Source organism: Allobosea sp., assembly GCF_017308075.1.
GTDB lineage: Bacteria > Pseudomonadota > Alphaproteobacteria > Rhizobiales > Beijerinckiaceae > Allobosea.
The window spans coordinates 1-20,924 of sequence record NZ_JAFKFX010000029.1 but is presented as its reverse complement, the minus strand read 5'-3'; the positions used below and the strand labels follow the sequence as shown (position 1 = coordinate 20,924).

General features: G+C 65.6%; 17 protein-coding genes and 1 pseudogene. 4 read left to right on the top strand and 14 right to left on the bottom strand.

Going from position 1 to position 20,924, the window contains the following annotated elements:
- Positions 1–51: 51 nt before the first annotated feature.
- The 5 genes from J0J10_RS10685 to J0J10_RS10665 all read right to left on the bottom strand — a co-directional run bounded on the left by J0J10_RS10685 (position 52) and on the right by J0J10_RS10665 (position 7,417).
- Positions 52–1,746 carry an ABC transporter permease gene (locus tag J0J10_RS10685; RefSeq protein WP_291646478.1) on the bottom strand — a complete coding sequence of 565 codons (1,695 nt, stop codon included), beginning with the start codon at positions 1,744–1,746 and terminating at the stop codon, positions 52–54.
- A complete protein-coding gene (locus J0J10_RS10680; protein WP_291646476.1) occupies positions 1,746–2,828 on the bottom strand; it encodes an ABC transporter ATP-binding protein in 1,083 nt (360 codons plus the stop codon). The genes J0J10_RS10685 and J0J10_RS10680 overlap by 1 nt, the downstream gene beginning before the upstream one ends.
- Before the next feature lie 83 nt (positions 2,829–2,911).
- Positions 2,912–3,922 (bottom strand): extracellular solute-binding protein, encoded by a 1,011-nt coding sequence (locus tag J0J10_RS10675; protein WP_291646475.1) that lies wholly within the window; start codon positions 3,920–3,922, stop codon positions 2,912–2,914.
- Between the two features lie 78 nt (positions 3,923–4,000).
- The gene (gene rhaI, locus J0J10_RS10670; protein WP_291646473.1) at positions 4,001–5,299 is read right to left on the bottom strand and encodes an L-rhamnose catabolism isomerase; all 1,299 of its coding nucleotides are present in this window, start codon (positions 5,297–5,299) and stop codon (positions 4,001–4,003) included.
- A gap of 3 nt (positions 5,300–5,302) precedes the next feature.
- Positions 5,303–7,417, bottom strand: coding sequence for a bifunctional rhamnulose-1-phosphate aldolase/short-chain dehydrogenase (locus tag J0J10_RS10665; RefSeq protein ID WP_291646471.1), 2,115 nt, complete (start codon positions 7,415–7,417; stop codon positions 5,303–5,305).
- Positions 7,418–7,616: 199 nt separating this feature from the next.
- Between J0J10_RS10665 and J0J10_RS10660 the strand changes: the two genes are divergently transcribed.
- Positions 7,617–8,432 (top strand): DeoR/GlpR family DNA-binding transcription regulator, encoded by an 816-nt coding sequence (locus J0J10_RS10660; RefSeq protein ID WP_291636762.1) that lies wholly within the window; start codon positions 7,617–7,619, stop codon positions 8,430–8,432.
- On the opposite strand, the gene J0J10_RS10655 is transcribed toward J0J10_RS10660, so the two are convergent.
- The 7 genes from J0J10_RS10655 to J0J10_RS10625 form a co-directional block, all read right to left on the bottom strand.
- Positions 8,421–9,785 carry an FGGY-family carbohydrate kinase gene (locus tag J0J10_RS10655; protein WP_291646470.1) on the bottom strand — a complete coding sequence of 455 codons (1,365 nt, stop codon included), beginning with the start codon at positions 9,783–9,785 and terminating at the stop codon, positions 8,421–8,423. The genes J0J10_RS10660 and J0J10_RS10655 overlap by 12 nt on opposite strands.
- Before the next feature lie 326 nt (positions 9,786–10,111).
- Positions 10,112–11,164 carry an NAD/NADP-dependent octopine/nopaline dehydrogenase family protein gene (locus tag J0J10_RS10650; protein WP_291646469.1) on the bottom strand — a complete coding sequence of 351 codons (1,053 nt, stop codon included), beginning with the start codon at positions 11,162–11,164 and terminating at the stop codon, positions 10,112–10,114.
- Between the two features lie 10 nt (positions 11,165–11,174).
- The gene (locus J0J10_RS10645; RefSeq protein WP_291646467.1) at positions 11,175–12,296 is read right to left on the bottom strand and encodes an NAD(P)/FAD-dependent oxidoreductase; all 1,122 of its coding nucleotides are present in this window, start codon (positions 12,294–12,296) and stop codon (positions 11,175–11,177) included.
- Between the two features lie 40 nt (positions 12,297–12,336).
- Complete coding sequence (locus J0J10_RS10640) at positions 12,337–13,131, bottom strand: ABC transporter permease (RefSeq protein WP_291646466.1); 795 nt, start codon at positions 13,129–13,131, stop codon at positions 12,337–12,339.
- On the bottom strand, positions 13,128–14,015 hold the full coding sequence (locus tag J0J10_RS10635; RefSeq protein ID WP_465247191.1) for an ABC transporter permease: 888 nt from the start codon (positions 14,013–14,015) through the stop codon (positions 13,128–13,130). The genes J0J10_RS10640 and J0J10_RS10635 overlap by 4 nt, the downstream gene beginning before the upstream one ends.
- A complete protein-coding gene (locus J0J10_RS10630; RefSeq protein WP_291646465.1) occupies positions 13,981–15,054 on the bottom strand; it encodes an ABC transporter ATP-binding protein in 1,074 nt (357 codons plus the stop codon). Before J0J10_RS10630 ends, J0J10_RS10635 begins: the two co-directional genes overlap by 35 nt.
- 60 nt (positions 15,055–15,114) lie before the next feature.
- A complete protein-coding gene (locus J0J10_RS10625) occupies positions 15,115–16,164 on the bottom strand; it encodes an ABC transporter substrate-binding protein (protein WP_291646464.1) in 1,050 nt (349 codons plus the stop codon).
- Positions 16,165–16,262: 98 nt separating this feature from the next.
- Here J0J10_RS10625 and J0J10_RS10620 point away from each other — a divergent pair, with 98 nt between their 5' ends.
- Positions 16,263–17,255 (top strand): LysR substrate-binding domain-containing protein, encoded by a 993-nt coding sequence (locus J0J10_RS10620; RefSeq protein WP_291646462.1) that lies wholly within the window; start codon positions 16,263–16,265, stop codon positions 17,253–17,255.
- 48 nt (positions 17,256–17,303) lie between these two features.
- Here J0J10_RS10620 and J0J10_RS10615 read toward each other — a convergent pair whose 3' ends face one another.
- Positions 17,304–17,579: a hypothetical protein gene (locus J0J10_RS10615; RefSeq protein ID WP_291646461.1), complete on the bottom strand. Its 276-nt coding sequence runs from the start codon at positions 17,577–17,579 to the stop codon at positions 17,304–17,306.
- A 153-nt stretch (positions 17,580–17,732) separates the two neighbouring features.
- Here J0J10_RS10615 and J0J10_RS10610 point away from each other — a divergent pair, with 153 nt between their 5' ends.
- Together J0J10_RS10610 and J0J10_RS10605 are read left to right on the top strand one after the other, a co-directional pair.
- Complete coding sequence (locus J0J10_RS10610) at positions 17,733–18,056, top strand: hypothetical protein (protein ID WP_291646459.1); 324 nt, start codon at positions 17,733–17,735, stop codon at positions 18,054–18,056.
- Positions 18,057–18,870: 814 nt separating this feature from the next.
- Positions 18,871–19,569 carry a hypothetical protein gene (locus J0J10_RS10605; protein WP_291646458.1) on the top strand — a complete coding sequence of 233 codons (699 nt, stop codon included), beginning with the start codon at positions 18,871–18,873 and terminating at the stop codon, positions 19,567–19,569.
- Here the strand turns inward: J0J10_RS10605 and J0J10_RS10600 are convergent.
- Positions 19,514–20,720, bottom strand: a pseudogene (locus J0J10_RS10600) (integrase core domain-containing protein). The gene J0J10_RS10605 and the pseudogene J0J10_RS10600 overlap by 56 nt on opposite strands.
- Positions 20,721–20,924: the final 204 nt, after the last annotated feature.

The following is a 20,924-nucleotide window of genomic DNA, read 5'->3' as shown; positions in this document are numbered from 1 at the left end:
GCTGTGCGTCAGGGGCTGGTACTGGCTCCTTACCCGATCTCGGGCCATGCCTCAGACAAGGGCCTCCTCCTTCTTGCCGAGCAGCGTGAACAGCACGACCAGCGGCAGGAAGGTCAGCAGGATGAGCACCGTGCCCAGCGCCGATGCGAGGCCGAAATTGCCGTTCACGACCTCGTTGAAGATCTCGATCGCGACCGTCGTCGTCGTTCCCGACTGCAGGATCAGCGTCGCACTGAGTTCGCGGATGGTATTCGACCAGGTCAGCAGCGCGCCCGAAAGGATCGCCGTCGCCAGCAAGGGCACGGTGATCTTGGCGAAGGTTCGCCCCGGCCCCGCACCGAGATTGATCGAGGCATCCTCGGTATCGCGCGAGATCTGCTGCAGCATGCTGACCGAGGACCGGACCGAGAAGGGCAGCCGGCGGATGAAATAGGCCAAGATGATGATGGCCGCGGTGCCGGTCAGGGCGAAGGGCGGTTCGTGATAGGTCACGACCAGGCCGACGCCCAGCACGATCCCCGGAACCGCATAGGAGAACATCACCACGGTATCGAGCAGGCTCGAAACCGGCCCCGGCCGGCGCACGATGATGTAGGCGATCGCCGTCCCGATGATCGCGCAGAGCATCGTCGCGACCGTGGTGTAGAACAGCGTGTTCCAGAGCGGCAGCGTGATCCGATCGAGGATGCGCGCGTAATTGTCGAGCGTGAAGCTCGCGACCAGGACCGGCCCGTTCGACTGCAGGAATGACGAGACGACGATGTTCACCAGCGGCAGGAGCGCGAAGCCGATCAGCAGGAAGACGAAGGCCGTCGCGGCGATGCGCTTGCCCAGCGGCTGTTCCTGGACCTGCAGCGGGCGGATCGCCGAGGTCGCGTAGGAAAACCGCGCCGAAAGCCAGCGTTGCAGCAGGAGCGCCCCCGTTGTGACCGACAGGAGCAGCACCGAGAGCGCGCTTGCAAGGACCGGGCGGCCACCGAACTCGTTGACGAACTCGCCATAGATCAGGACGGGCAGGACCCGGAAGCGTTCGCCGAGAATGATCGGCGTGCCGAGATCGGTGAAGGAGGCGATGAAGACCAGCAGGGCGCTCGTGGTGATCGAGGGCACCAGCAAGGGGGCGATCGCGGTACGGAAGGTGCGGAACTCGCTGGAGCCGAGATTGCGGGCGGCATCCTCGACGCTCTGGTCGATCGACTTCAGGCCCGAGGAGACGAGCAGGAAGACGAAGGGGAAGAACTGCAGCGTGAAGACGAAGATGATCCCCGAGGCCCCGTAGATCGAGGGCAGCGAGACGCCGATCGAATTGAAGAACTGGGTCAGGACGCCGCTGCGCCCGAACAGGACGACCCAGGAATAGGAACCGATGAAGGGTGGGGAGACGAAAGTCAGGACGACGGCGGCGCGCACGAAGCCGCGTCCCCAGATCTCGTAGCGATTGACGAAATAGGCGGCAGGAACGCCGAGGCAGACGGCGAAGATCATCGCCCAGATGCTGACCCAGAAGCTGTTGATCAGCGTCTGGTAGTAGAAGCGTTCGGAGAAGAAGTTGACGTAGTTCTCGAAGATGCTGCCGGTCTTGGCCCCGGCCGAGAGGCTGACGCCGACGATGTTCGCGACGGGCACCAGCAGGAGCCCGACGATGAGGACGAGGACGATGGCCGTGACCACCGGCCAGAAGCCGAAATGACGGGCGAGCCCGCCGCCGCGCCGCAGCGGGGTCTCCGTGTCGGTGACGGCGCTCATCAGGCAGCCTCGGGCGCGAACAGGGCGATGGCAGCTGGCGACAGGCCGAGGCGGTGCCGGGTTCCGATCTCGGGGAGCATGACGCCGGTCCGGCTCGCCCCCGCGACCTGGACGAGATGGCCACCACCGAGATCGATGGCATAGCGCACGGTCCCGCCGAGGAACTGAATGTCGGTCAGCGTCCCGACGAGCCCGTCACCATCGCCGTCGAGCGGGCGCAATTCGATGTCCTGCGGGCGGAAGGCGGCTTCGAGGGCGCCTTGCGGCAGCTCGCCGCGCAGCTTCGCCGTGAACTGGCCGCCCGGCAGCTCGATCCGGACGAAACCGGCCTCGGCATTGCCGCGATGGACCGCCGGCAGGAAATTGTTCTCGCCGATGAAGCTCGCAACGAAGCGCGTGCTCGGCTTGTTGTAGATGTCGTGCGGGCTGGCGACCTGCTCCAGTCGGCCGCCGCGCATCACCGCGATCCGATCCGACATCAGCAGGGCTTCCTCCTGATCATGCGTGACATAGATCGTGGTCACGCCGATCTTGCGCTGCAGCGCGCGGATCTCGGTGCGCAGATGCATGCGCATCTCGGTGTCGAGATTGGAGAGCGGTTCGTCCATGAGCAGCACGTCGGGCTCGATCACCATGGCGCGTGCGAGCACGACGCGCTGCTGCTGTCCGCCGGAGAGTTCGCGGGGCTTGCGGTGGCCGAGATGGGAGAGACGGGTCAGCGCCAGATAGGTGTCGACCTTCTGCTTGACCTCGGCGGCCTTCAGGCCGCGGGCCCGTAAGCCGTAGGCGATGTTGTCGACGACGCTGAGATGCGGAAAGATCGCGTAGCTCTGGAACACCATGCCCGTATTGCGGTGCTGCGGCGCCAGATCGTCGATGCAGCTGTTGCCGAACAGGATGCGTCCGCTCGTCTGCTTCAGAAAGCCGGCGATAATGCGCAGCAGCGTCGTCTTCCCGCAGCCGGACGAGCCGAGCAGGGTGAAGAACTCGCCCTTGGCGATATCGAGGGAGACGCCGTCGACGGCGATGGAATCGCCATAGCGTTTCGTCACCTGATCGATATGGACGGAAGTGGAGGCCATCTGGAAATCCGGTCGGTCGCGCTTGTCACGGAGGGACGGGCGAGAGGTCGTGCTCTCGCCCGCGATCGGCTCGGCGGGAGCGCCTACTGCTGCGTCTTGACGATGATCTTCTGCATCCTGTCGAGCACTTCGGCCCGGCTGGTGGCGGCCCATTTCGCATCGTAGTCGATCAGCTTGAGCTCGCCTGCCGGCTTCATCTCTGGATGGGTCTGGACGCCCTGGCGGGTCGGCCGGCGGCCCGGGAACTTCGCGGTGAGTTCCTTCTGAGCCTCCTCGGAGAGCAGGAAGTCGGCGAACAGCTTCGAGGCCTGCGGGTTCGGCGCACCCTTGACGATGAACATGCCCTCCGGCTCCAGCAGCGTGCCGTCGGCGGGGTAGACGATGCCGGCGGTACCGGCGAGGACGTAGTTGATCGCAGCTTCCTCATAGGTGACGCCGATCGGGTATTCGCCGCGGCCGACCTGCTGGAACACCAGGCTCGATTTGAGGATGATGTTCATGTTCTTGGTCATGTTCTCGACCATCGTCCAGCCCTTGTCGTCGCGGCCGTAGATCAGCAGCCAGGTGTTGAGCGCGGCCAGCGCCGAGCTCGACTTCGACGGGTCGGCATGGACGATCTTGCCCTTCCATTCCGGCTTGGCGAGATCGGCCCAGGTTTTGGGCGCCTGGTCCGGCTTCACCTGGCTCTTATTGTACATCATCACCATGGTGCTGGCGGCGAACGGCGTGTTGTAGCCGTTGGCATCGAGCATTTTGGGCTCGACCTTGGCGAGCTCGGGCGAGCTGTACTTGTCGAAGAGATCGGGCGCTGAGGCGCCGGTATCGGAGAAGCCACCCCACATGACGTCGGCGGCCGGGCGGTTGCGCTCGGCGCGGATGCGGTTCAGCAGCTCGCCGGTGCCAGCCTTCACGGTCGTGACGCGAATGCCGTATTTGTCGCCGAACATCTTGGTGAAATGGTCGACCATTTCGGACGGGTGGGAGGCATAGACGACGAGCTTGCCCTCATGGGCCGGAGTCTGCGCGAAAGCCGCCGCTCCCAAGGCGAGCGAGGCCATGGCTCCGGTCATCAGTGATTTGAAGAGTGTCTTCATGGGTTCCCTCCGCTGCGTTCGTTCTGCGTTTTGCGCCTGCCGGCCGAACGATCCGGCGGCGCTTTCGGTCTTCGAGGCTCAGACGATGCCGCCACCGCTTCCCGTGCTGAGCGGGCGACGCGCGGCGACGCGCTTCCGGTAGCCGGACAGGCGATAGGCGCCGACCGGCTCGATCGCCCCCCCGGCCCGGCGCCGTGCCTCGGCGAGCAGCGGCGTCACATCGGTGCGGAAGGCGCGGCGCAGGGTCTCCGCGGCCATGGCGGCATCGTTGCGCGCCTGTAGCTCCGCGAGTTGCACCCGGTCGACGAGCAGCGCCTGCGCATGGGCACGCCTGGCGGCATCGGCGCTGAGCATCAGGCTTTCGATCGGGTCGGTGAGATTATGCGACTGGTCGAGCATCAACGCCGGAGCCTCGTCCCAGGCCCGGCGCTGCTCGGCATCGACCAGTTCGTTGAAGACCAGGAAGAGCCGGAACGGATCGACCGAGCCGGCATCGAGATCATCGTCGCCGAAGCGGGAATCGTTGAGATGGAAGCCGCCGAGCTTTCCGGCCGAGATCAGGCGCGCGACGATCAGCTCGATATTGGTCGAAGGGGCGTGATGGCCGAGATCGACCAGGCAACGCGCCCGGTGGCCGATGGCCTGGGCCGCCAGAAGGCAGGAGCCCCAGTCCTGCACCACCGTCGCATAGAAGGCGGGCTCGAAATTCTTGTACTCGAGGAGCAGCCGCCAGCTTTCATCGGGCAAAGCCGCCTCGATCGCGGAGACGGATTCGACATAGCGCTCGAAGGCGCGCGCCAGATGGGACTGGCCGGCGAAGTTGCTGCCATCGGCCAGCCAGATCGTCAGCGCCCGTGCACCCAGCGCCGTGCCTTTGTGGATGCAGTCGATATTATGCGCGATGGCCTGCGCCCGCACCTCGGCGTCGGCATGCGACAGGCTGCCGAACTTGTAGGAGAGCGCCTGGCCGGGCTGGTCCTGGAAGGTGTTGGAGTTCACCGCATCGAAGCCGAGGCCGAGCTCCTGCCCACGCGCCCTGACCGTCGCCATGTCGGCGACCGCGTCCCAGGGGAAATGCAGCGAGACGCGTGGCGTCGCCCGGCCGAGCTGCTGGATGACGGCACAATCCTCGAGCTTGTCGAAGATGTCGGCGGGCTCTCCCGGTCCCGGGAAGCGCGCGAAACGCGTGCCGCCGGTGCCGACGCCCCATGACGGGACCGCGATCTCCAGCGCCGAGACTTTGTGCAGCAGCGCTTCGCAATCGATGCCCCGTCGCGCCAGCGAGCGCGAAAGCGCCTCGTAATCCTGCGCGAGCCCGTCGGCCTCCTGCCGGTTATGCGCCTCGATGATGCCGGGATCGATCAGGAACTCTGCCATGATCTATCTCGTGAAGGCGGGCGCGTGCCCGGCATCGACATTGAGAATGTTGCCGGTCGACTTCGCTGAGAGGTCCGAGGCGAAGAAATAGACGGCTTCGGCAATGTCCTCGGGAAAGACGTTGAGCTTCAGCATGCTGCGCTGGCGGTAGACTTCGTCCAGCGCGTCGGGGGCGACATTGTAGGCCCCTGCGCGTTGCGCACGCCATTCGCCTTCCCAGATGCGCGAGCCGCGCAGCACGGCATCGGGGTTGACGACATTGGCGCGGATGCCATGCGGCGCGCCTTCCAGGGCGAGGCAGCGGGCCAGCTGGATCTCGGCAGCCTTCGCCGTGCAATAGGCCGAAGCGTTGGGCGAGGCGACCAGCGCGTTCTTCGAGGCGATGAAGACGATGGAGCCGCCGCGCGCCTGCGCCCTCATCAGCCGGAACGCCTCGCGAGAGACCAGAAAGTAACCGGTTGCGAGAATGTCGATATTGCGCTGCCAGAGTTCGAGGCTGGTTTCCTCGAGCGGCGCGGCCGAGGCGATTCCGGCATTCGATACGAGGATGTCGAGCCCGCCGAAGGCGAGCGCCGCCTCGCCGAACAGGGCGATGACGGTCCGCTCATCGGTCACGTCGACGGGAAAGGCCGCGACACGGTCACGGCCGTGGCTCTTGACCAGCGCAGCTTCGGCCTCGCGCAGCGCCGCCCTGTCGATGTCGCAGATCACGACGCAGGCGCCTTCGCCGAGCAGCCTTCGGGCCGTGGCGAGGCCGATGCCGCCGGCGCCGCCAGTGACCAGTGCGATCCGTCCCTCGAGCGGCTTGTCCTTCGGCAGCCGCTGCAGCTTGGCTTCCTCGAGCAGCCAGTATTCGATGTCGAAGGCTTCCTGCTCCGGCAGCCCGGCATAGGTCGAGGCCGCGCTGGCGCCGCGCATCACGTTGATGGCGTTGACGTAGAACTCGCCGGCGATCCGTGCCGTCGCCTTGTCGGCGGCGAAGGTGAACATGCCGATCCCGGGCACGAGGATGACGACAGGGTTGGTATCGCGCACAGGCGGCGAGTCCGGGCGCCTGCAGCGCTCGTAATAGCCGAGATAGTCGGTGCGATAGGCTGCGATCGCCTGTCGTAGCGTCGGCAGCAGTTCCTCGCCATCGAGGCGCGAGGCATCGATCTCCAGCACCAGCGGGCGGATCTTGGTGCGCAGGAAATGATCGGGGCAGGAGGTTCCGAGCGGCGCCAATGCGGCGAGGTCGCGGCTGCAGACGAAATCGAGCACCGCCGCCTGATCGTCGAAATGGCCGACCTTCGCGCGCCCTTCCGAGACGAGGCCGCGCAGGATCGGCATCAGGCGGGCCGCCGTCATGCGGCGCTGCTCGGGTGCCAACATGTCCACGGCCGCGCCGCCGAAAGCCGGCTTGCCAGCCTCTTGCTCGACCAGCCAGGTGATCGCGCGATTGATCACCTCGACCGTGGTCTCATAACAGCCACGCTGGGTATCGCCCCAGGTAAAGAGCCCGTGGCTGCCGAGAATGACGCCGCGCGCGCGGGGATTGTCGCGCACGAAGCGCTCCAGCATCAGCCCGAGTTCGAAGCCCGGCCGCCGCCAGGGCAGCCAGCCGATCTCGTCGCCGTAGATCTCGCGCGTGATCGCCTCGCCATCGACCGAGGCGGCGATGGCGATGATCGCATCGGGGTGGACATGGTCGACATGCGGACGGTCGATCAGGCCGTGAAGCGGGGTGTCGATGCTGGCGGCGCGCGGGTTCAGGCCGAAGGTGCAGTGCGGATAGAGGGCGACGGCATCGTCCTCCATTTCCGGACCGGTATAGGCCTGCCGGACGCTGCGAAAACGCGCCATGTCGAGCGTCGCGAAACCGTCGAGCCGGATCGAGCCGAGATCGCCGCCCGAGCCCTTGACCCACATCACCTCGACCGGGGCGCCGGTCAGGGGATCGGGCATGTCGAACTTGGAGGAGGTGTTGCCGCCGCCGAAATTCGTGATGCGCTTGTCGGCGCCGAGCAGGTTCGAGCGATAGACCAGCAGATCCTGTGGCGAGAGCGTCTCCGCCAGCCTCTCATCCCATGAGCTGGTGAGCAGACGCGACAAACCGCCCGCAATGGCGTGATCGGCCATGAGATCCTCGACTTCGGCGTTTCCGGCGAGCGGCTCGTATCGACCGCCTTTTCATAAATTCATCGCGAACTCTCAATCATTGTCAAGTTCGATCAAGTTCTGTCATTTTCTTGCAAGCGGCATTGCGGTGCGCCTGAAAAAATGAAGGATGCAGCCGGCAGCGACCGGCGCCGGGCCAAGGCGGGGAAACGGAAACAAGATGCTCGAACGCGAACGGCACCGGCTGATCGTCAAGCTGACCAACGAGCGCTCGATCATCGCGCTCTCCGATCTCGTCGACATGCTGGATGCATCGGAGGCGACGATCCGGCGGGATATTGCGGCGCTCGACCGCAATGGCGAGCTGCGCCGGGTTCGCGGCGGGGCGGAGGCGCTGCGGCCGCGCCATCAGCACCAGCTCGCGGGCGTGCCCTTCGCCATGAGCCGCGACGTCAATGTCGCGCAAAAGCAGGCGATCGCGCGCGAGGCGGCCCGGCTGGTCGAGGACGGCATGAGCGTCATCCTCAATGCCGGCTCGACGACCTTCGAGCTGGCGCGCCTGTTGCGCGGGCGCAACCTCGACGTCCTGACCAATTCATTCTCGATCGCAGGCGAACTGCTCTCGGTGCGCCCGGGCTGCCGCGTGACGATTCCGAGCGGGACGGTCTATCCCGAGCACAACATCATCCTGAGTTCCTTCGAGCATGACGGCACCGAGAGCTTCGCCGGCGAGGTGCTGTTCACGAGCTGCTACGGGCTTGGCCGCGCTGGAGCGACCGAGAGGGATCCGCTCATCGCCCGCGCGGCGCAGAAGCTGGCGCATCGGGCCGAGCGCGTCGTAGTGCTGGCGGACAGCGCGAAGCTCAAGGTCCGTTCTTCCATGATCGTCGCTCCGCTCGAGGAGATCGACATCATCATCACCGATAGCGGTGCCGGCGCGGCCGAGATCGAGCTGCTCCGCAGTCTGTGCCCCGATGTCCGTGTCATGGAAGCGGCGACTGCGACCAAGCCGCCGAGCCTGCGCTCAGCGTCCTGAATCCTGGGCTTCGGCGATCATCTCCTGCCAGGTGTTGCGATAGCCTTCTAGATCCAGGTCGAGCGCGGCGATCTCCTGCGCGGCGAGCGCGTAGTCCGGCAGCTGCCCGGCCTGCGACGGCCAATGCGCGAGCAGCGCCGCGCCGACGCCGGTTCCGTGCTGGTCCCGCGAGGCGAGGACGCGCACGTCCGGCAGAAGCGTGGCGAGCGCCCCGAGATAGAGCGGATTGGTGGCGAAGGGCCCGTCGACATAGAGCTTGGAAACGCGGCCGGTGAGGGCGAGGCTTTCGCAGGTCATCAGAGCGCAATAGAGCGCCGCCAGCGCCGCGTTCTGCGCCGGCCCGGATGGTGTTCCGCGAATGGCCCCACTTCTTCCGCCGAACGGCCCGCCCGCCGCAAAGGAAGGCAGCGCGAAGACCTGCGCCGCCACGACCGCGCGCAGATCCTCGAGGCTCGCTTGCCCGCTGAACTCCGCTATTGCGGCATATTCCCGCCCGCCCATGAAGCGAGCCGAGGCCACGGGGCGCCCGAGCACATCGATATTCGCCAGCGTATCGCGCTCGGCCGAAAGGCCGGGGACATTACCCTGGGTGTTGAAGCAGACGAACCAGGTGCCCGTGCTGACGAGCGCGAAGGGGTCCCGCGAGCCGGCGAGATAGCGCAGGAAGGCGGCGTTGCTGTCATGCGCGCCGGCCAGGACCCGGCATGCGGCGGGCAGGCCGAGCGCAGGCGCTGCCTTGCCGAGCACCGCCCAGGCGGGGGCGATCGGCGGCAACAGGCGGTCCCAGCCCATTGCGCTGGACAGCGAGGAGGGGCCGGCTTTCAAGGGCGCCCAGAGGTCGGTGTGGCAGCCGAGCGATGAGACTTCCGAGACCAACTCGCCGCTGAGTTTCCAGGCCCAGTACTGCGGATAGGCGATCAGCGCCCGAGCCTCGTCGAAGAGACGCGGCGTGGAACGATCGAGCGCGAAGAGTTGCCGTCCGGCATTGAGACCCAAAGGCAGATTCGGCGAAAAGCTCTCCGTGAAATCCGGCCGCAGAATGTCGTACTCGGCCGAAATGGTGTCAGGCACACGCTGTTCGTAGTCGACGATCCCATGGGCAAGCCCGCTTTCGCCCATGATGGCGAAGGCAGCTCCATGTGTGGTCGGCACGATGGCGGAAAGGTCGAAGCGCCTCGCGATCTGCTTCAGGCTGGCCAGAATGAACGTCCAGCAGCGCATGGTGTCGAGGTGCCGGCCATCACTGATGGACGCGATGCCATGAGTGGCGACGACGTTCAGATCGCGATCGACGGCGAGGATCTTGCTGTTGGTCTTGCCTATATCCAACACGGCGGTGACACCGGAAGTCATCGTCGTTCCCCCCGCGACATCGAGGCGAACATCGCACCATCCATGCTGCGAAGGCTATTCCCATAGCATCGGAGTTTTCCGAAAAGTGAACTACGGTTTTCGGAAAACTCCGATGCGGCAACAATGAGATAGATCATCGTGACCGCGTCCGAACGGGCGCGCCGCGATCTAGGATTGAAACGCGCTAGCGAGTTTCGCCTTGGCGTCGATCGATCAGCTCGCCCGAAAACGGAGCATCCGACAGTCCGCGAAGTCGGAAACGGACGTTCATCGAAAGCGGATCTTGCCAGCCTCGACCTCGATCCGGGCCTCGAATGCCATGAAGCTCATGCCAGCAACTGCTCGCGCGAAAGACCGTTGCTTGTAAGTTCGGGCAGAATGTCATTGTCCTGCGCTAGATCACGGCCATAGAGCGCCGAGAAGATGGCAAGCCCGGCCTCATGCAGCGGCATCGGCGCGCCGGCCAGCCGTCCGAGCTCGGCGAGCGGCAAGAGCCCGAACGGGACGTCTTCCAGCGTGTAGCGTGTGTCGATGGTGGCCGGGCCGAGCGTTGTCGGCTGGGTCTCCGCCAGCATCCGCGAGGTCTCGCCGAGCGGTGCGTCCGGCACGCCATAGGTCAGCGAATAGTGCTCGCGCATCGTCCGCACCTTGAGGCCGAACGCGGCGGCCAGAGCCAGCCGCTCGGCGTCGATGGCTTCGAGCAACCGGCCGACCGCCATGGTCAGATTCTCGCTCTGCCCCCAGGCTTCGCCCTTCTCCATGCGGGTGAAGTTGGCAAGCGCCAGAGCCATGTGGCTTTGCGGGTTGACGTTGCTCAGCGAGACGGCGAGCAAGCCATCCACGGCACGGAAACGATCGCCGAATAACCTGCGGCAGAGATCGAGGCCCTGATCGGCGAGCCGTCGCGGCAAAGTGGCGATGTCGACCTTGCTGCGGATGGTTGCGATCTTGACCGTGTTCGGTCCGGTACGGCGCGAGCGCAGGATCGTCGTGCTGAGCGCGATGATCGGCACTTCCACGCCGCGCGCGGTGAGCAAACGCGACAGGTAGAAGGCACCGAGCGAGGCGTGCGAGGAGATGATGACCGGCTGCCCGGGCGACAGCAGCGGCGCCATCGCGTCCATGACATGCTTGTGCCCGTTCGCCGGTAGGGCGATCAGGACGGCGTCGGCACCAATCACAGCAGCCTCGCAGCTCGGCGCCACGTTGGGCCGGAACTCTCCTGCGATCTTGCCTTCACTGATAAGCGGGGCGCCGGCGGCAAGCGCCTCCGTGCTCTTGCCCGAGGGCGACCAGAGCACGGCCTCATGCCCGTTCTCGGCGAGAAATGCGGTGGCGGCGAAGGCGGCTGCGCCCGCGCCCATGATGGCGACACGCATCGGGGTATCCTCAGTTGAAGAAGCGGCTCGGGCGGAATTCGATAAGCTCGTCGCGCTCACGCCCATGGACGAGCTCGTCGGCGACGACCTCGCCGAGGAAGGCGCCGAGCGTGACACCGCTATGGCTGACCACGGCATAATAGCCGGACAGGCCGGGCACCGGGCCGACGGCGGAATAGGAGTCCTTCGGGATCGGCCGCGTCGCGATCCGGACTGCCTCGACCTCGACATGCTTCAGCGCGGGAACGGTCTTGATGGCGCGGCGCATCAGCTCCTGCGCCTGCGGGTGGGATGGCACGGCGCCTTCGTCGGAGGTCAGCAGGCGATCGAGCTCGTTCGAGCGCAACAGGAAGCGTCCGCCGCCATCGGGCCGCATGTTCACCAGGGGCGTACGCAGCGCGCTTCTGAGCGGCGTGCCCGCCGGCGGGGTATAGGCGACGATGCCGAGTGTCGGCGCCAGCGGGATGCGATGCTGGGGCGTCTGGACGACGTCGTTGAGCCAGCGGCCGGCGCAATTCACCACGACGTCGGCCTCGATCGTTCGGCCATCGGCCAGCACGATGCCGGTGCAGCGCTCGCCGGCTAGCACGAGGCGGTCGACGCGGGCCTCGATGACGGTTGCGTCATGCCGCTCCACAGCAGCAGCGATCAACGCGCCGGAATAGGGAACAGGGTCGAGCCAGCCGTCCTGGGGATAGTGGATGACCGGGGCGTTCCCGATCGCGTCGGGATTGATCTCCGGTTCGAGCTTGCGGACGTCGTCGAGGCTGAGGACCTCGGCCGGATAGCCCCAGGCGATCAGCTGCTGCAGCTTGGCGAGCGGATCGGTGCCGTCGCGGCCGCCGGCTTCTGCTTCCGCGTCCTGCCATTGCAGCACGCCGGGCCGGTGGTACCAGTCCGCGCCCGGAAACTCGGCCAGGATGTCCTCATGCGCCTGGCGGCCGGCGAAGTTCAGCCGGAAATAGGCCTCCGAGGTCAGCTTCTCGCAGGCATTGACCCAGGCATAGGTCACGCTGGAGGTGCCGCCGCCCGGCCGCCTTTCCTCGACGATGGTGACCTCGGCTCCGGCCTGCGCCAGGCGATAGGCCACCGATGAGCCGACGATGCCGGCCCCCACAACGATTGCTTTCATTGTCCAATCCCCGAAAGGTCAGGATGCGCCGGCCGGGCGTTCAGCCCTTGCCGACCAGGATGCGGTCCAGCCCGTAGATGCGGTCCACGATGGCCATGAGCAGGAAGGTGAGGAGGATGACGACGGTCGAGACCGAGGCCACCAGCGGATCGATCGACTCCTCGATGTAGTGGTACATGCGTACCGGCAGCGTCATCGAGGATGGGGTCGCGACGAACACGGTCATCGTCACCTCGTCGAAGCTCTGGATGAAGGAGATGACCCAGCCGCCGGCGACGCCTGGGATCATCAGCGGGAAGAGCACGCGCCGGAACACAGTCCATTGCGAGGCTCCGAGCGAGATCGCCGCCCGCTCGATCGCCGGATCGCTCGTCGTCAGCGCCGCCAGCACCAGCCGCAGCCCATAGGGGAAGATCACCAGCACATGGGCGCCGAGCAGCCCGATGAAGGACCCGGTCGTGCCGATCTGGGTGAAGAAGCGCAGGAATGCCACGCCGAGCACGACATGCGGGATGATCAGCGGCGACAGGAAGAGCGCGACGAAGCCGTCCCGCCCCGGGAAACGGTAGCGCGCCAAAGCGAGCGCTGCGGGCACGGCCAGCACCATCGCCAGGCTCGCCGAGAGGACGCCGAGCAGGATGCTGAACCAGAAGGCGTCGATGAACTGGCTGTGGCGCAGGATCGCCCAGAACCAGCGCAGCGAGAACGAGGTCGTCGGCAGCGACAAGAGGTTCGAGGGCGTCAGCGACATCCACATCACCACCACCAACGGCGCCAGCATGAAGGCGACGAACACTGTGTGGAACGCGATCGCGAAGGTTCCGTTTCGGCTCATTGTGCGAACCTCGCATAGCGCCGCTCGACGATACGGTTGTAGGTCAGCATGATGGCCGCGTTGACGATCAGCAGGACGATGGCGATGGCGGCGCCCAGCGGCCAGTTCAGCGTGCCCAGGAACTCGTCATAGGTCGCGGTCGCGACCACCTTGAGCTGGCGCCCGCCGATGATCGCCGGTGTCGCGAAAGCGCTGGCGGCGAGAGCGAAGACGATCAGCGAGCCCGAGAGGATGCCGGGGATGATCTGCGGCAGCACGATGCGGCGGAAGATCGTGAACTCGCTCGCTCCGAGCGAGCTCGCGGCGCGGATAACCTTGGGATCGAGGCGCTGGAGCGCGGCCCAGACCGAGATCACCATGAACGGCACCGCGACATGGACAAGCGCGATGACGACGCCCTGGACCGTATAGAGCATCGGTATCGGGCCCGAGGCGAGGCCGAGCGCCGCCAGGACCTGGTTGATCACGCCGTTGCGGCCGAACAGCAGGGCCCAGCCCAGCGTGCGGACCACCACCGAGATCAGCAGCGGGCTCAAGGTGACGATCAGGAAGATCGAGCGCCATGGGGCGCGCATGCGCGACAGGAAATAGGCTTCCGGTGCGCCGATCAGGATGCAGATTGCCGTCGTCGCCAGCGCGATGCCGACCGTGCGCAGGAAGATCGTATGGTAGTAGGGATCGCCCAGGGTGTCGGCGTAATTGCCGAGTGTCAGGCCGCCGATCTGTCCAGTGTTCAGGTCGAAGGCCTGGAAGCTCAGACCTGCGATCATGGCGAGAGGCGTCACCAGCAGCGCTGCGAAGACGAGCAGCGCGGGCAGGCTCAACAGATAGGGAGCGCGGCGCTTGCGGCTAGCCACGGGGCGCCTCCGGAACCACGGCGGCATCCTCCGGCATCCAGGCGATCGAGACGGCGTCACCTTCCCGGAAATGGGGTATGCCGCGATGCGGCTCGGAGACCAGCACGCTGCCGAGCTCCGTCTGGATCGAGAACAGCCAGGAACTGCCCTGGAAGACACGCGATTGCAGACGGCCGTCGACCGCGCCCGTACCCGGAGCCCCGAGCTGAACCTTCTCCGGGCGCAGCGCGATCAGCACGGCCTGGCCGACCGGCACGGGACGATGAAGCCGCCCGCCAACCTCGGCCGCGAGTCCGTCGATGCGCATGCGCGCGATCGAGCCGTCCACCGCAGTGACCGTGGCCGGCAATTGCGAGGAACGCCCGACGAAGGCCGCTGCAAACCGGCTCGTAGGGGCATCGTAAAGCGTCAGCGGGTCGGCGAGCTGCACGATGCGGCCGGCATCCATCACGGCGATCTTGTCGCAGGTCGCGAGCGCTTCCGCCTGGTCATGCGTGACCATGATCGTCGTGGTGCCGACGCGACGCTGGATCGCACGAATCTCGACCTGCATCTCCTCGCGCAGCTTGGCGTCGAGGTTCGACAAGGGTTCATCGAGCAGGAGCAGAGCGGGTTCTATGGCGAGTGCCCGCGCCAGCGCAACGCGCTGCTGCTGGCCGCCGGAGAGCTGGCGTGGATAGCGCTCGCTCATGGCCGATAGGTGCACGAGGTCCAGCGCCCGGCGGATCGTCTGATCCCGCTCGGCGCGGCCCATTCCGCGCATCTCCAGCCCAAAGGAGATGTTCTCCGCCACGGTCATGTGCGGAAAGAGCGCGTAGCTCTGGAAGACGATGCCCATGCCGCGCCGGTTCGCCGGCACACCCGCGAGGTCGCGGCCGTCGAGCAGGACGCGCCCGCCGCTCGGCTCCTCGAAGCCGGCAACGATGTTCAGAGTCGTGGTCTTGCCGCAGCCGGAGGGCCCGAGAAGCCCGACGAACTCGCCCGGCTCGATCGAAAGGTCGATGCCGGAGAGCGCCGTGAAGCTTGCGAAGCGCTTGGTCAGCGCCTCGAGCACGATTTTGGCCATTGATAGGAGAACTCGTTCGGGAGGTGTCCGGCCGGGCAAGGCCGGCCGGATCAGGATGGCTCAGCGTTCGACTTCGCGATTCCAGCGCTGCGTCCAGGCTGCACGGTTCTGGTTGACGGTCGGCCAGTCGATCCTGGCAAGCTTGCCCACAGCCTCGTCACCGACGGCGAGCCCTTCCTTCTCGGCTTCGCTCAGCTCGGTCTTTCGATTGACGGGACCATAGCCCGCCTGCGCGAAGATCTTCTGGATCTCGGGCGACAGCATGTGCTGGATGAATTTCTGCGCCTGTGCCGACACGTCGCTGTCGACGACCGGGCACATCGACACCATCAGCGCCGCCGCACCTTCCTTGGGCTCGACGGCCTGCAGCGGCAGCCCCTCCTTCTTCAGTGCGACGGCGCGCGAGCGCGCAACCACCGTCATCGCGATCTCGCCGCTCTGCAGGAGTTCCTCCAGCTTCGGTGCAGAGGGGGCGAAGGTCACGATGTTCGGGCGGATCTCGTCCTTGAAGGCCTTGAAGCCGGGGTCGATGGCGGCCTCTCCGCCGCCCTTGGCCCGCGCGACCATGATCAGTCCATGCAGACCGGTCGTGCTCGCGGCACCCAGAAGAGCCAGCTGGCCCTTATAGGCGCTGTTGCCGAGGTCGCCCCAGGATGTCGGGACGGGCAGTCCCTTCTCCTTGAAAATCTTGGTGTTATAGACCGGCGCCGTGACACCGATGCCGAACGCCATCGCCTGATCGGCGAGTTTTGCGATCGGATAGATGTCATCCAGGACCGGCGCCTTCTGGATCGGCGCGCAGAAGCCGAACTGCACGGCCTGATACATCGGTCCGTCATCGACGATCGCGACGTCGATCTCCTGCTTGCTGCGCTGAGCCTGCAACTTCGCGAGCGTCGCTGTCGACTGCCCGGCGACATATTCGATCTTGACGTTGTTGGCCTTCTCGAAAGGCGGGATCACGGAGTTCCGCATGAGGCGCTCGAACGATCCGCCATAGCCGGCGACATACATGGTGTCCTGCGCAAGGGCGCCGGGCGCCATCCAGCCCGTCGCCGACAGGGCCATGCCCAGTGCTATCGAGCAGATTCCATGATGTGGAGACTTCATGTCGGCAACCCCTCTCTTTTCCTGATTGCCGTCAGGGTTCCGATTGGAGGGGCCATCTGTCAATTGACGAAGTATGGATCGGTCGATCCGGATTTGATATGGGCGCAACTCTTCGTCCGGCGAACGTTGCCGTTCGCCGAGCGCCCTTTAACCGGATTATGAGGCGTTCCGTCCCGGAGTACTTTGATTTGTCGCAAATAGGCCACAAGCACTGGGAAGCCTTCAATGCCGTGCTGCATGTCGGCAGCTTCACGCAGGCGGCGCGGCTGCTGCGTACCTCGCAGCCCTCAATTTCCCGGCTGTTGAAGGAACTGCAGGAGCGCTTGGGCTTCGCCCTTTTCACGCGGGCGGATGGACGCAGTTGGCCGACGGCTGAGGCACTGGCCCTGCACGATGAGGTCGAGCGCAGCTTCGTTGGACTGGAGCGCATCGCCGAGCGGGCCGCCCAGATCAAGGACCAGCGTGTCGAGCAGCTCAGGATCGTCAGCATGCCGGCGCTCGCCCACCAGTTCCTCCCGGCGGCGCTCGCTCGCTTCCTGAAGGAGCACCACGGTGTCGCGGCCGCCCTTCAGGTCCAGCGCTCAGAGACGATCGCATCCTGGGTCTCGACCCGCCAATTCGACATCGGCTTCGCGATGCTGCCGATGGAGAAGCCGGGGGTCGATATCGAGCTGTTCGATCCGGCGATCGGGGTTTGCGTGATGCTCCCCGACCATCCGCTTGCGGCGCGCGACGTCATCACTCCGCGAGACCTGCACGGGCTGGCTTTCGTCGGAAAGGGACGGGACAGCTTTGCCCATCTGCCGCTGCAGCGCGCTCTGGATGATGCCGGCTCCATGCCGGACATTCGCGTCGACACTCCCATCGCCGCCGTAGCTTGCGAGTTGGTCGCCAATGGCGTCGGGGTGACGATCACCGATCGCTTCACTGCGGGTGCCTTTACTTCGCGAGGCCTCGTCTGGCGCCGTTTCGAGCCGGACGTGCCCTATAATTTCGGCGTGCTGTTTCCCTCCCACAGTCAACGGACCGAGCTCGTCGAGGCGTTCATGCACTTTCTGCGAAGCGAAAGCCCGAATTGGAGGCCCGCGTAGCGCCACTTCTGGACATGCGTGCGTTGCCGGAAAGCGGACATCCCCGTCTTATGCCGAGGAGTCAGCCGCTGTGGTTTCGGTCTTGTCGCGGCTAGCGCGCAACTTGAGCCGTCTTCGTGGCGTCCGCCTGAAGACGGATGTCTTGATGCCCATAGTTAACGTAAGGTAATTATGGCGTATTTCTTGGGCTGGAGCAGAGCGTCGCGACTGCTCGCTGCTGGAGATGTCGACGACGCTGGAGGCTTGCATGGGCGCGGTGAGGTCGATGGCGATGTCATCCAGCACGGATGCGATGACTGTGCTCCTGCTGTTGGCCATGTCCATGACAGCAACTCCCGGTTCGGCCAACGCGACGGAGGCACCCCGCGTATTGGCACAGGCGGCCAGCCAAGCCTGGACCGCAAAGGTCGATACTAATCCACGCGGTGTCAGCATCGAGGCGCGCGCCTCAAGCGGCACGGCCCGTTTGACCGGCGGATGCGCGACGACTCTGCTCAGCCCCGGGCTTTGGATGACGCTGTTCAATCCTCCCGGCCGGCCCCGGTCGACGGTCGGCGAATTACGATGAATTTCGCCGTCACGGGCGGTTTCGGCACCCAGACCTTCAAGGCCAGGATGCGATATGAGGCGCCTGGCGATTCCTGGCCGTCTGAAGGGCCGATGCCATCGGACTTCCTCAGCGCCTTCGAAGCGGGAGGCCTCCTGACGATTTCCGATCCGGCGGGACGGAAGCTGGCCGGTTTCAACCTGCGAGGCGCAGAGGAAGCCACCCAGCTGATGCGCCGGGTCTGCGGCCTGTGACGGAGCGTTCGCACCCGGCCCGGGAGTGATCGATGCGCGGAGCATGTGTCATCGCATTCGCAATCTCGGTCCTCATGCCGGGCGGTCCCGCCATCGCGGAAAACGGCGGCCGCGGGCTGCTCGGCGAATGAACCGGGACGTTCAGCTGCGACGATGTGCTCCAGAGCGCCACGGTCCTCTTCGCGAATGATGCCGGCAGGGGTCTTGGAGGCGAGTTTTCGTTTCGAGGACCAGGCCCCTGCGGGACCACCGATCGGTCGCTTTGTCGTGACGGCCCATGCCTTGCCGAGCGGCGAGTTTCTCGTATCGCCGGGGCGCTGGCTGGTGCAGGCTAGGGGATATCCCTCGCTGGCCTTCACGGTCCGTCGCTCGCCCGATTGGCAACGCCTCGCAGGATCATTCGACAATCGACGCTGCGGCACGATCGAGCTCGCCTATGCGAGACCCGTCGATGCGGCTCAGCCGCGGCCTCCGGCGACAGCTGGCTCCGCGCCGAGCGGGGCCATGCGCGGGCGAGATGGGGACGACAAGCCAGGCTCGCAGGATTGCGAAACCCTTCCGACAGCCGGCGCCCGCAGCGATTGCGCCGACATGGTGCGCTATACTCCGCGGATAGGCGATTCTGCGAAGCAGTCGGGGCGCTTTGCGAACCGGGAACTGATCAAGGCCTGCGAGTCCACCTACCTGGCGATCGATCCGGTCAAGGCACCCGAATGCTATTCCGGGCTGGCCGCCCTCGGCCACTGGAAGACGACCGTGACCAGCCTCGCGCAGGAGCACCCGACCTGCGAGGCCTTTACGGGCGCTCAGGCGGATGATCGCGCACAACTTCCCATTACAGGTCGGGATGTGGCGTCGCTACCCGGCGCTCGACTGCCCCAATGTCGACCGGATCTTCCTGGCCCGAGGACTGGGGGTGGACGCGACCTGCGCGCGCAACGGTGCGGACCGGGCGAAGGAGCTGGCCAGTTGCACCGGACACGCCCAAGGCACGCCGGCATTCCGCGAAGCTTGGCTCGAGGCGCTGTCGCAGTGCCGCGCGGGCCAGCCAATGCCGCTCTACGCCGCCATCAAGGCCCGTCGCGCGGAGTGCAAGATCAACGATCTCTTCGAGTTCGGCTGCAGCGATGTCGTGGAGGTGGCGGCGGGCTACGAGCTCGCCCCCGCCGAGCAGCTGGCTGCCGCCCGGATCGAGATCGCGGCGTCGGAAACCAGCCGGCCGCCGCGCGAAAGCGACATCATCGCCGCGCTTAAGGCGGAGTTCTCCTCGCGCTTCCGCTGCTACGACAACCGGGAGCTGAAAATGCCCGAAGCGTTCTTTCGCTGCACGCGCACATTCGAAACGACACCCGTAGAGCGCGAACACATGGACCGGCTCGACGACTGTCCGTCGTCAGATGATTTGAGACTGTTTCGATGTCTCAGGAACGGAGGCTCTGGCTCATCTGGGTTTGAGGCTATGCGGCCTGCAGATGATGCTGCAAGCGTCTTTTCTGGATGGTCTGGCGCTTGATCCTTTCGCGTTCGGTGAGGATGGCCGGCCCGCGGCCGAAGTAGACATCGGCGGGCGTGAGATTGCCGAGGCTCTCGTGGTAGCGGGCCTGGTTGTAATGCTCGACGAAGGCGGCGACCTGCCGTTCGAGGTTGCCGGGCAGATAGTAGTTCTCGAGCAGGATGCGGTTCTTCAGGGTCTGGTGCCAGCGCTCGATCTTGCCCTGGGTCTGGGGATGGTAGGGCGCGCCGCGAACATGCTGCATGCCCTTGCCATCGAGCCAGGTGGCGAGGTCGGTGACGTCGTCCGCCCGCATCGTGGCGCAGAGCTTCCAGGCGACGATATGGCGCGAGAAGTCGTCGAGCACGGTCGAGAGATAATACCAGCCCCAGCCGGTGATCTTCAGGTAGGTGAAGTCGGTCTGCCAGAGCTGGTTGGGCGCCGTGGTCTTATCCTTGAACTCGTACGCCGCCTTGATGACGATGTAGGCCGGACTGGTGATGAGATCATGCGCCTTCAGCAGCCGATACACCGACGCCTCCGAGACGAAGTAGCTCTTCTCGTCGGTGAAGCGCACCGCCAGCTCGCGCGGGCTCAGCTCCGTTTCGCGCAACGCCAGCTCGACGATCTCGGCCCGGATTGGGTCAGGAATCCGGTTCCAGACACGATCCGGCCGCGAGCGATGATCGGCGAGCGCCTCGATCCCGCCGGTGCGATAGCGATCGTACCAGCGATAGAACGTGGCGCGGGGAATGCCGAGCTTCTCCAATCTTAAGCCTTCTCGGATGCGGGATATCTCATGTGTCGTCTTCCCCATCCGCCAGCATGCTTTTTTTGAGCAGGCGGTTTTCCAGGGTCAGATCGGCCACGGCTTCCTTCAGCGCCTGTGCCTCACGACGCAGCTCCTTGACCTCGTCCGACGTCGCGGCGCGGGCCGTGTCACCGGCGAGACGGCGCTTACCGGCATCGAGGAACTCCTTCGACCAGCCGTAATACATCGACGAGGCGATCCCCTCGCGCCGACACAGCTCGGCGATACTCTCCTCGCCGCGTACGCCTTCCAGCACGATGCGGATTTTCTCTTCAGCCGAGAACTGTCGCCGCGTCGCTCGGCGGATATCCTTCACGACCTGTTCTGCCAGTGCTTTCTCCGGCCCGGAGTTGTGTCTCATCTGCGCTCCAAAATGGCTGCGATGATCCAGAAATCCTCCCTTCCCGAAAACCCCTGTGGCCCGCCCCCGTTAGGTGGCCCGGTTCTAATCTAGTGCATGGTGGGCTTGGCGGCCACGGTTGAGATGGCCGGCGAAGCGGGTTGGGTTTGCGCAGCCGGCCAGACCACAGCGACCGGTGCTGGCGGCTTGTAGCCGAGCGAGGAG

What these genes read in the sequence shown, in the direction of transcription:
- J0J10_RS10685 (WP_291646478.1), bottom strand. Translation starts at nt 1,746, where the DNA reads ATGAGCGCCGTCACCGACACGGAGACCCCGCTGCGGCGCGGCGGCGGG.
- J0J10_RS10680 (WP_291646476.1), bottom strand. Translation starts at nt 2,828, where the DNA reads ATGGCCTCCACTTCCGTCCATATCGATCAGGTGACGAAACGCTATGGC.
- J0J10_RS10675 (WP_291646475.1), bottom strand. Translation starts at nt 3,922, where the DNA reads ATGAAGACACTCTTCAAATCACTGATGACCGGAGCCATGGCCTCGCTC.
- rhaI (WP_291646473.1), bottom strand. Translation starts at nt 5,299, where the DNA reads ATGGCAGAGTTCCTGATCGATCCCGGCATCATCGAGGCGCATAACCGG.
- J0J10_RS10665 (WP_291646471.1), bottom strand. Translation starts at nt 7,417, where the DNA reads ATGGCCGATCACGCCATTGCGGGCGGTTTGTCGCGTCTGCTCACCAGC.
- J0J10_RS10660 (WP_291636762.1), top strand. Translation starts at nt 7,617, where the DNA reads ATGCTCGAACGCGAACGGCACCGGCTGATCGTCAAGCTGACCAACGAG.
- J0J10_RS10655 (WP_291646470.1), bottom strand. Translation starts at nt 9,785, where the DNA reads ATGACTTCCGGTGTCACCGCCGTGTTGGATATAGGCAAGACCAACAGC.
- J0J10_RS10650 (WP_291646469.1), bottom strand. Translation starts at nt 11,164, where the DNA reads ATGCGTGTCGCCATCATGGGCGCGGGCGCAGCCGCCTTCGCCGCCACC.
- J0J10_RS10645 (WP_291646467.1), bottom strand. Translation starts at nt 12,296, where the DNA reads ATGAAAGCAATCGTTGTGGGGGCCGGCATCGTCGGCTCATCGGTGGCC.
- J0J10_RS10640 (WP_291646466.1), bottom strand. Translation starts at nt 13,131, where the DNA reads ATGAGCCGAAACGGAACCTTCGCGATCGCGTTCCACACAGTGTTCGTC.
- J0J10_RS10635 (WP_465247191.1), bottom strand. Translation starts at nt 14,015, where the DNA reads ATGCCGCCGTGGTTCCGGAGGCGCCCCGTGGCTAGCCGCAAGCGCCGC.
- J0J10_RS10630 (WP_291646465.1), bottom strand. Translation starts at nt 15,054, where the DNA reads ATGGCCAAAATCGTGCTCGAGGCGCTGACCAAGCGCTTCGCAAGCTTC.
- J0J10_RS10625 (WP_291646464.1), bottom strand. Translation starts at nt 16,164, where the DNA reads ATGAAGTCTCCACATCATGGAATCTGCTCGATAGCACTGGGCATGGCC.
- J0J10_RS10620 (WP_291646462.1), top strand. Translation starts at nt 16,263, where the DNA reads ATGGGCGCAACTCTTCGTCCGGCGAACGTTGCCGTTCGCCGAGCGCCC.
- J0J10_RS10615 (WP_291646461.1), bottom strand. Translation starts at nt 17,579, where the DNA reads ATGGACATGGCCAACAGCAGGAGCACAGTCATCGCATCCGTGCTGGAT.
- J0J10_RS10610 (WP_291646459.1), top strand. Translation starts at nt 17,733, where the DNA reads ATGCGCGACGACTCTGCTCAGCCCCGGGCTTTGGATGACGCTGTTCAA.
- J0J10_RS10605 (WP_291646458.1), top strand. Translation starts at nt 18,871, where the DNA reads ATGATCGCGCACAACTTCCCATTACAGGTCGGGATGTGGCGTCGCTAC.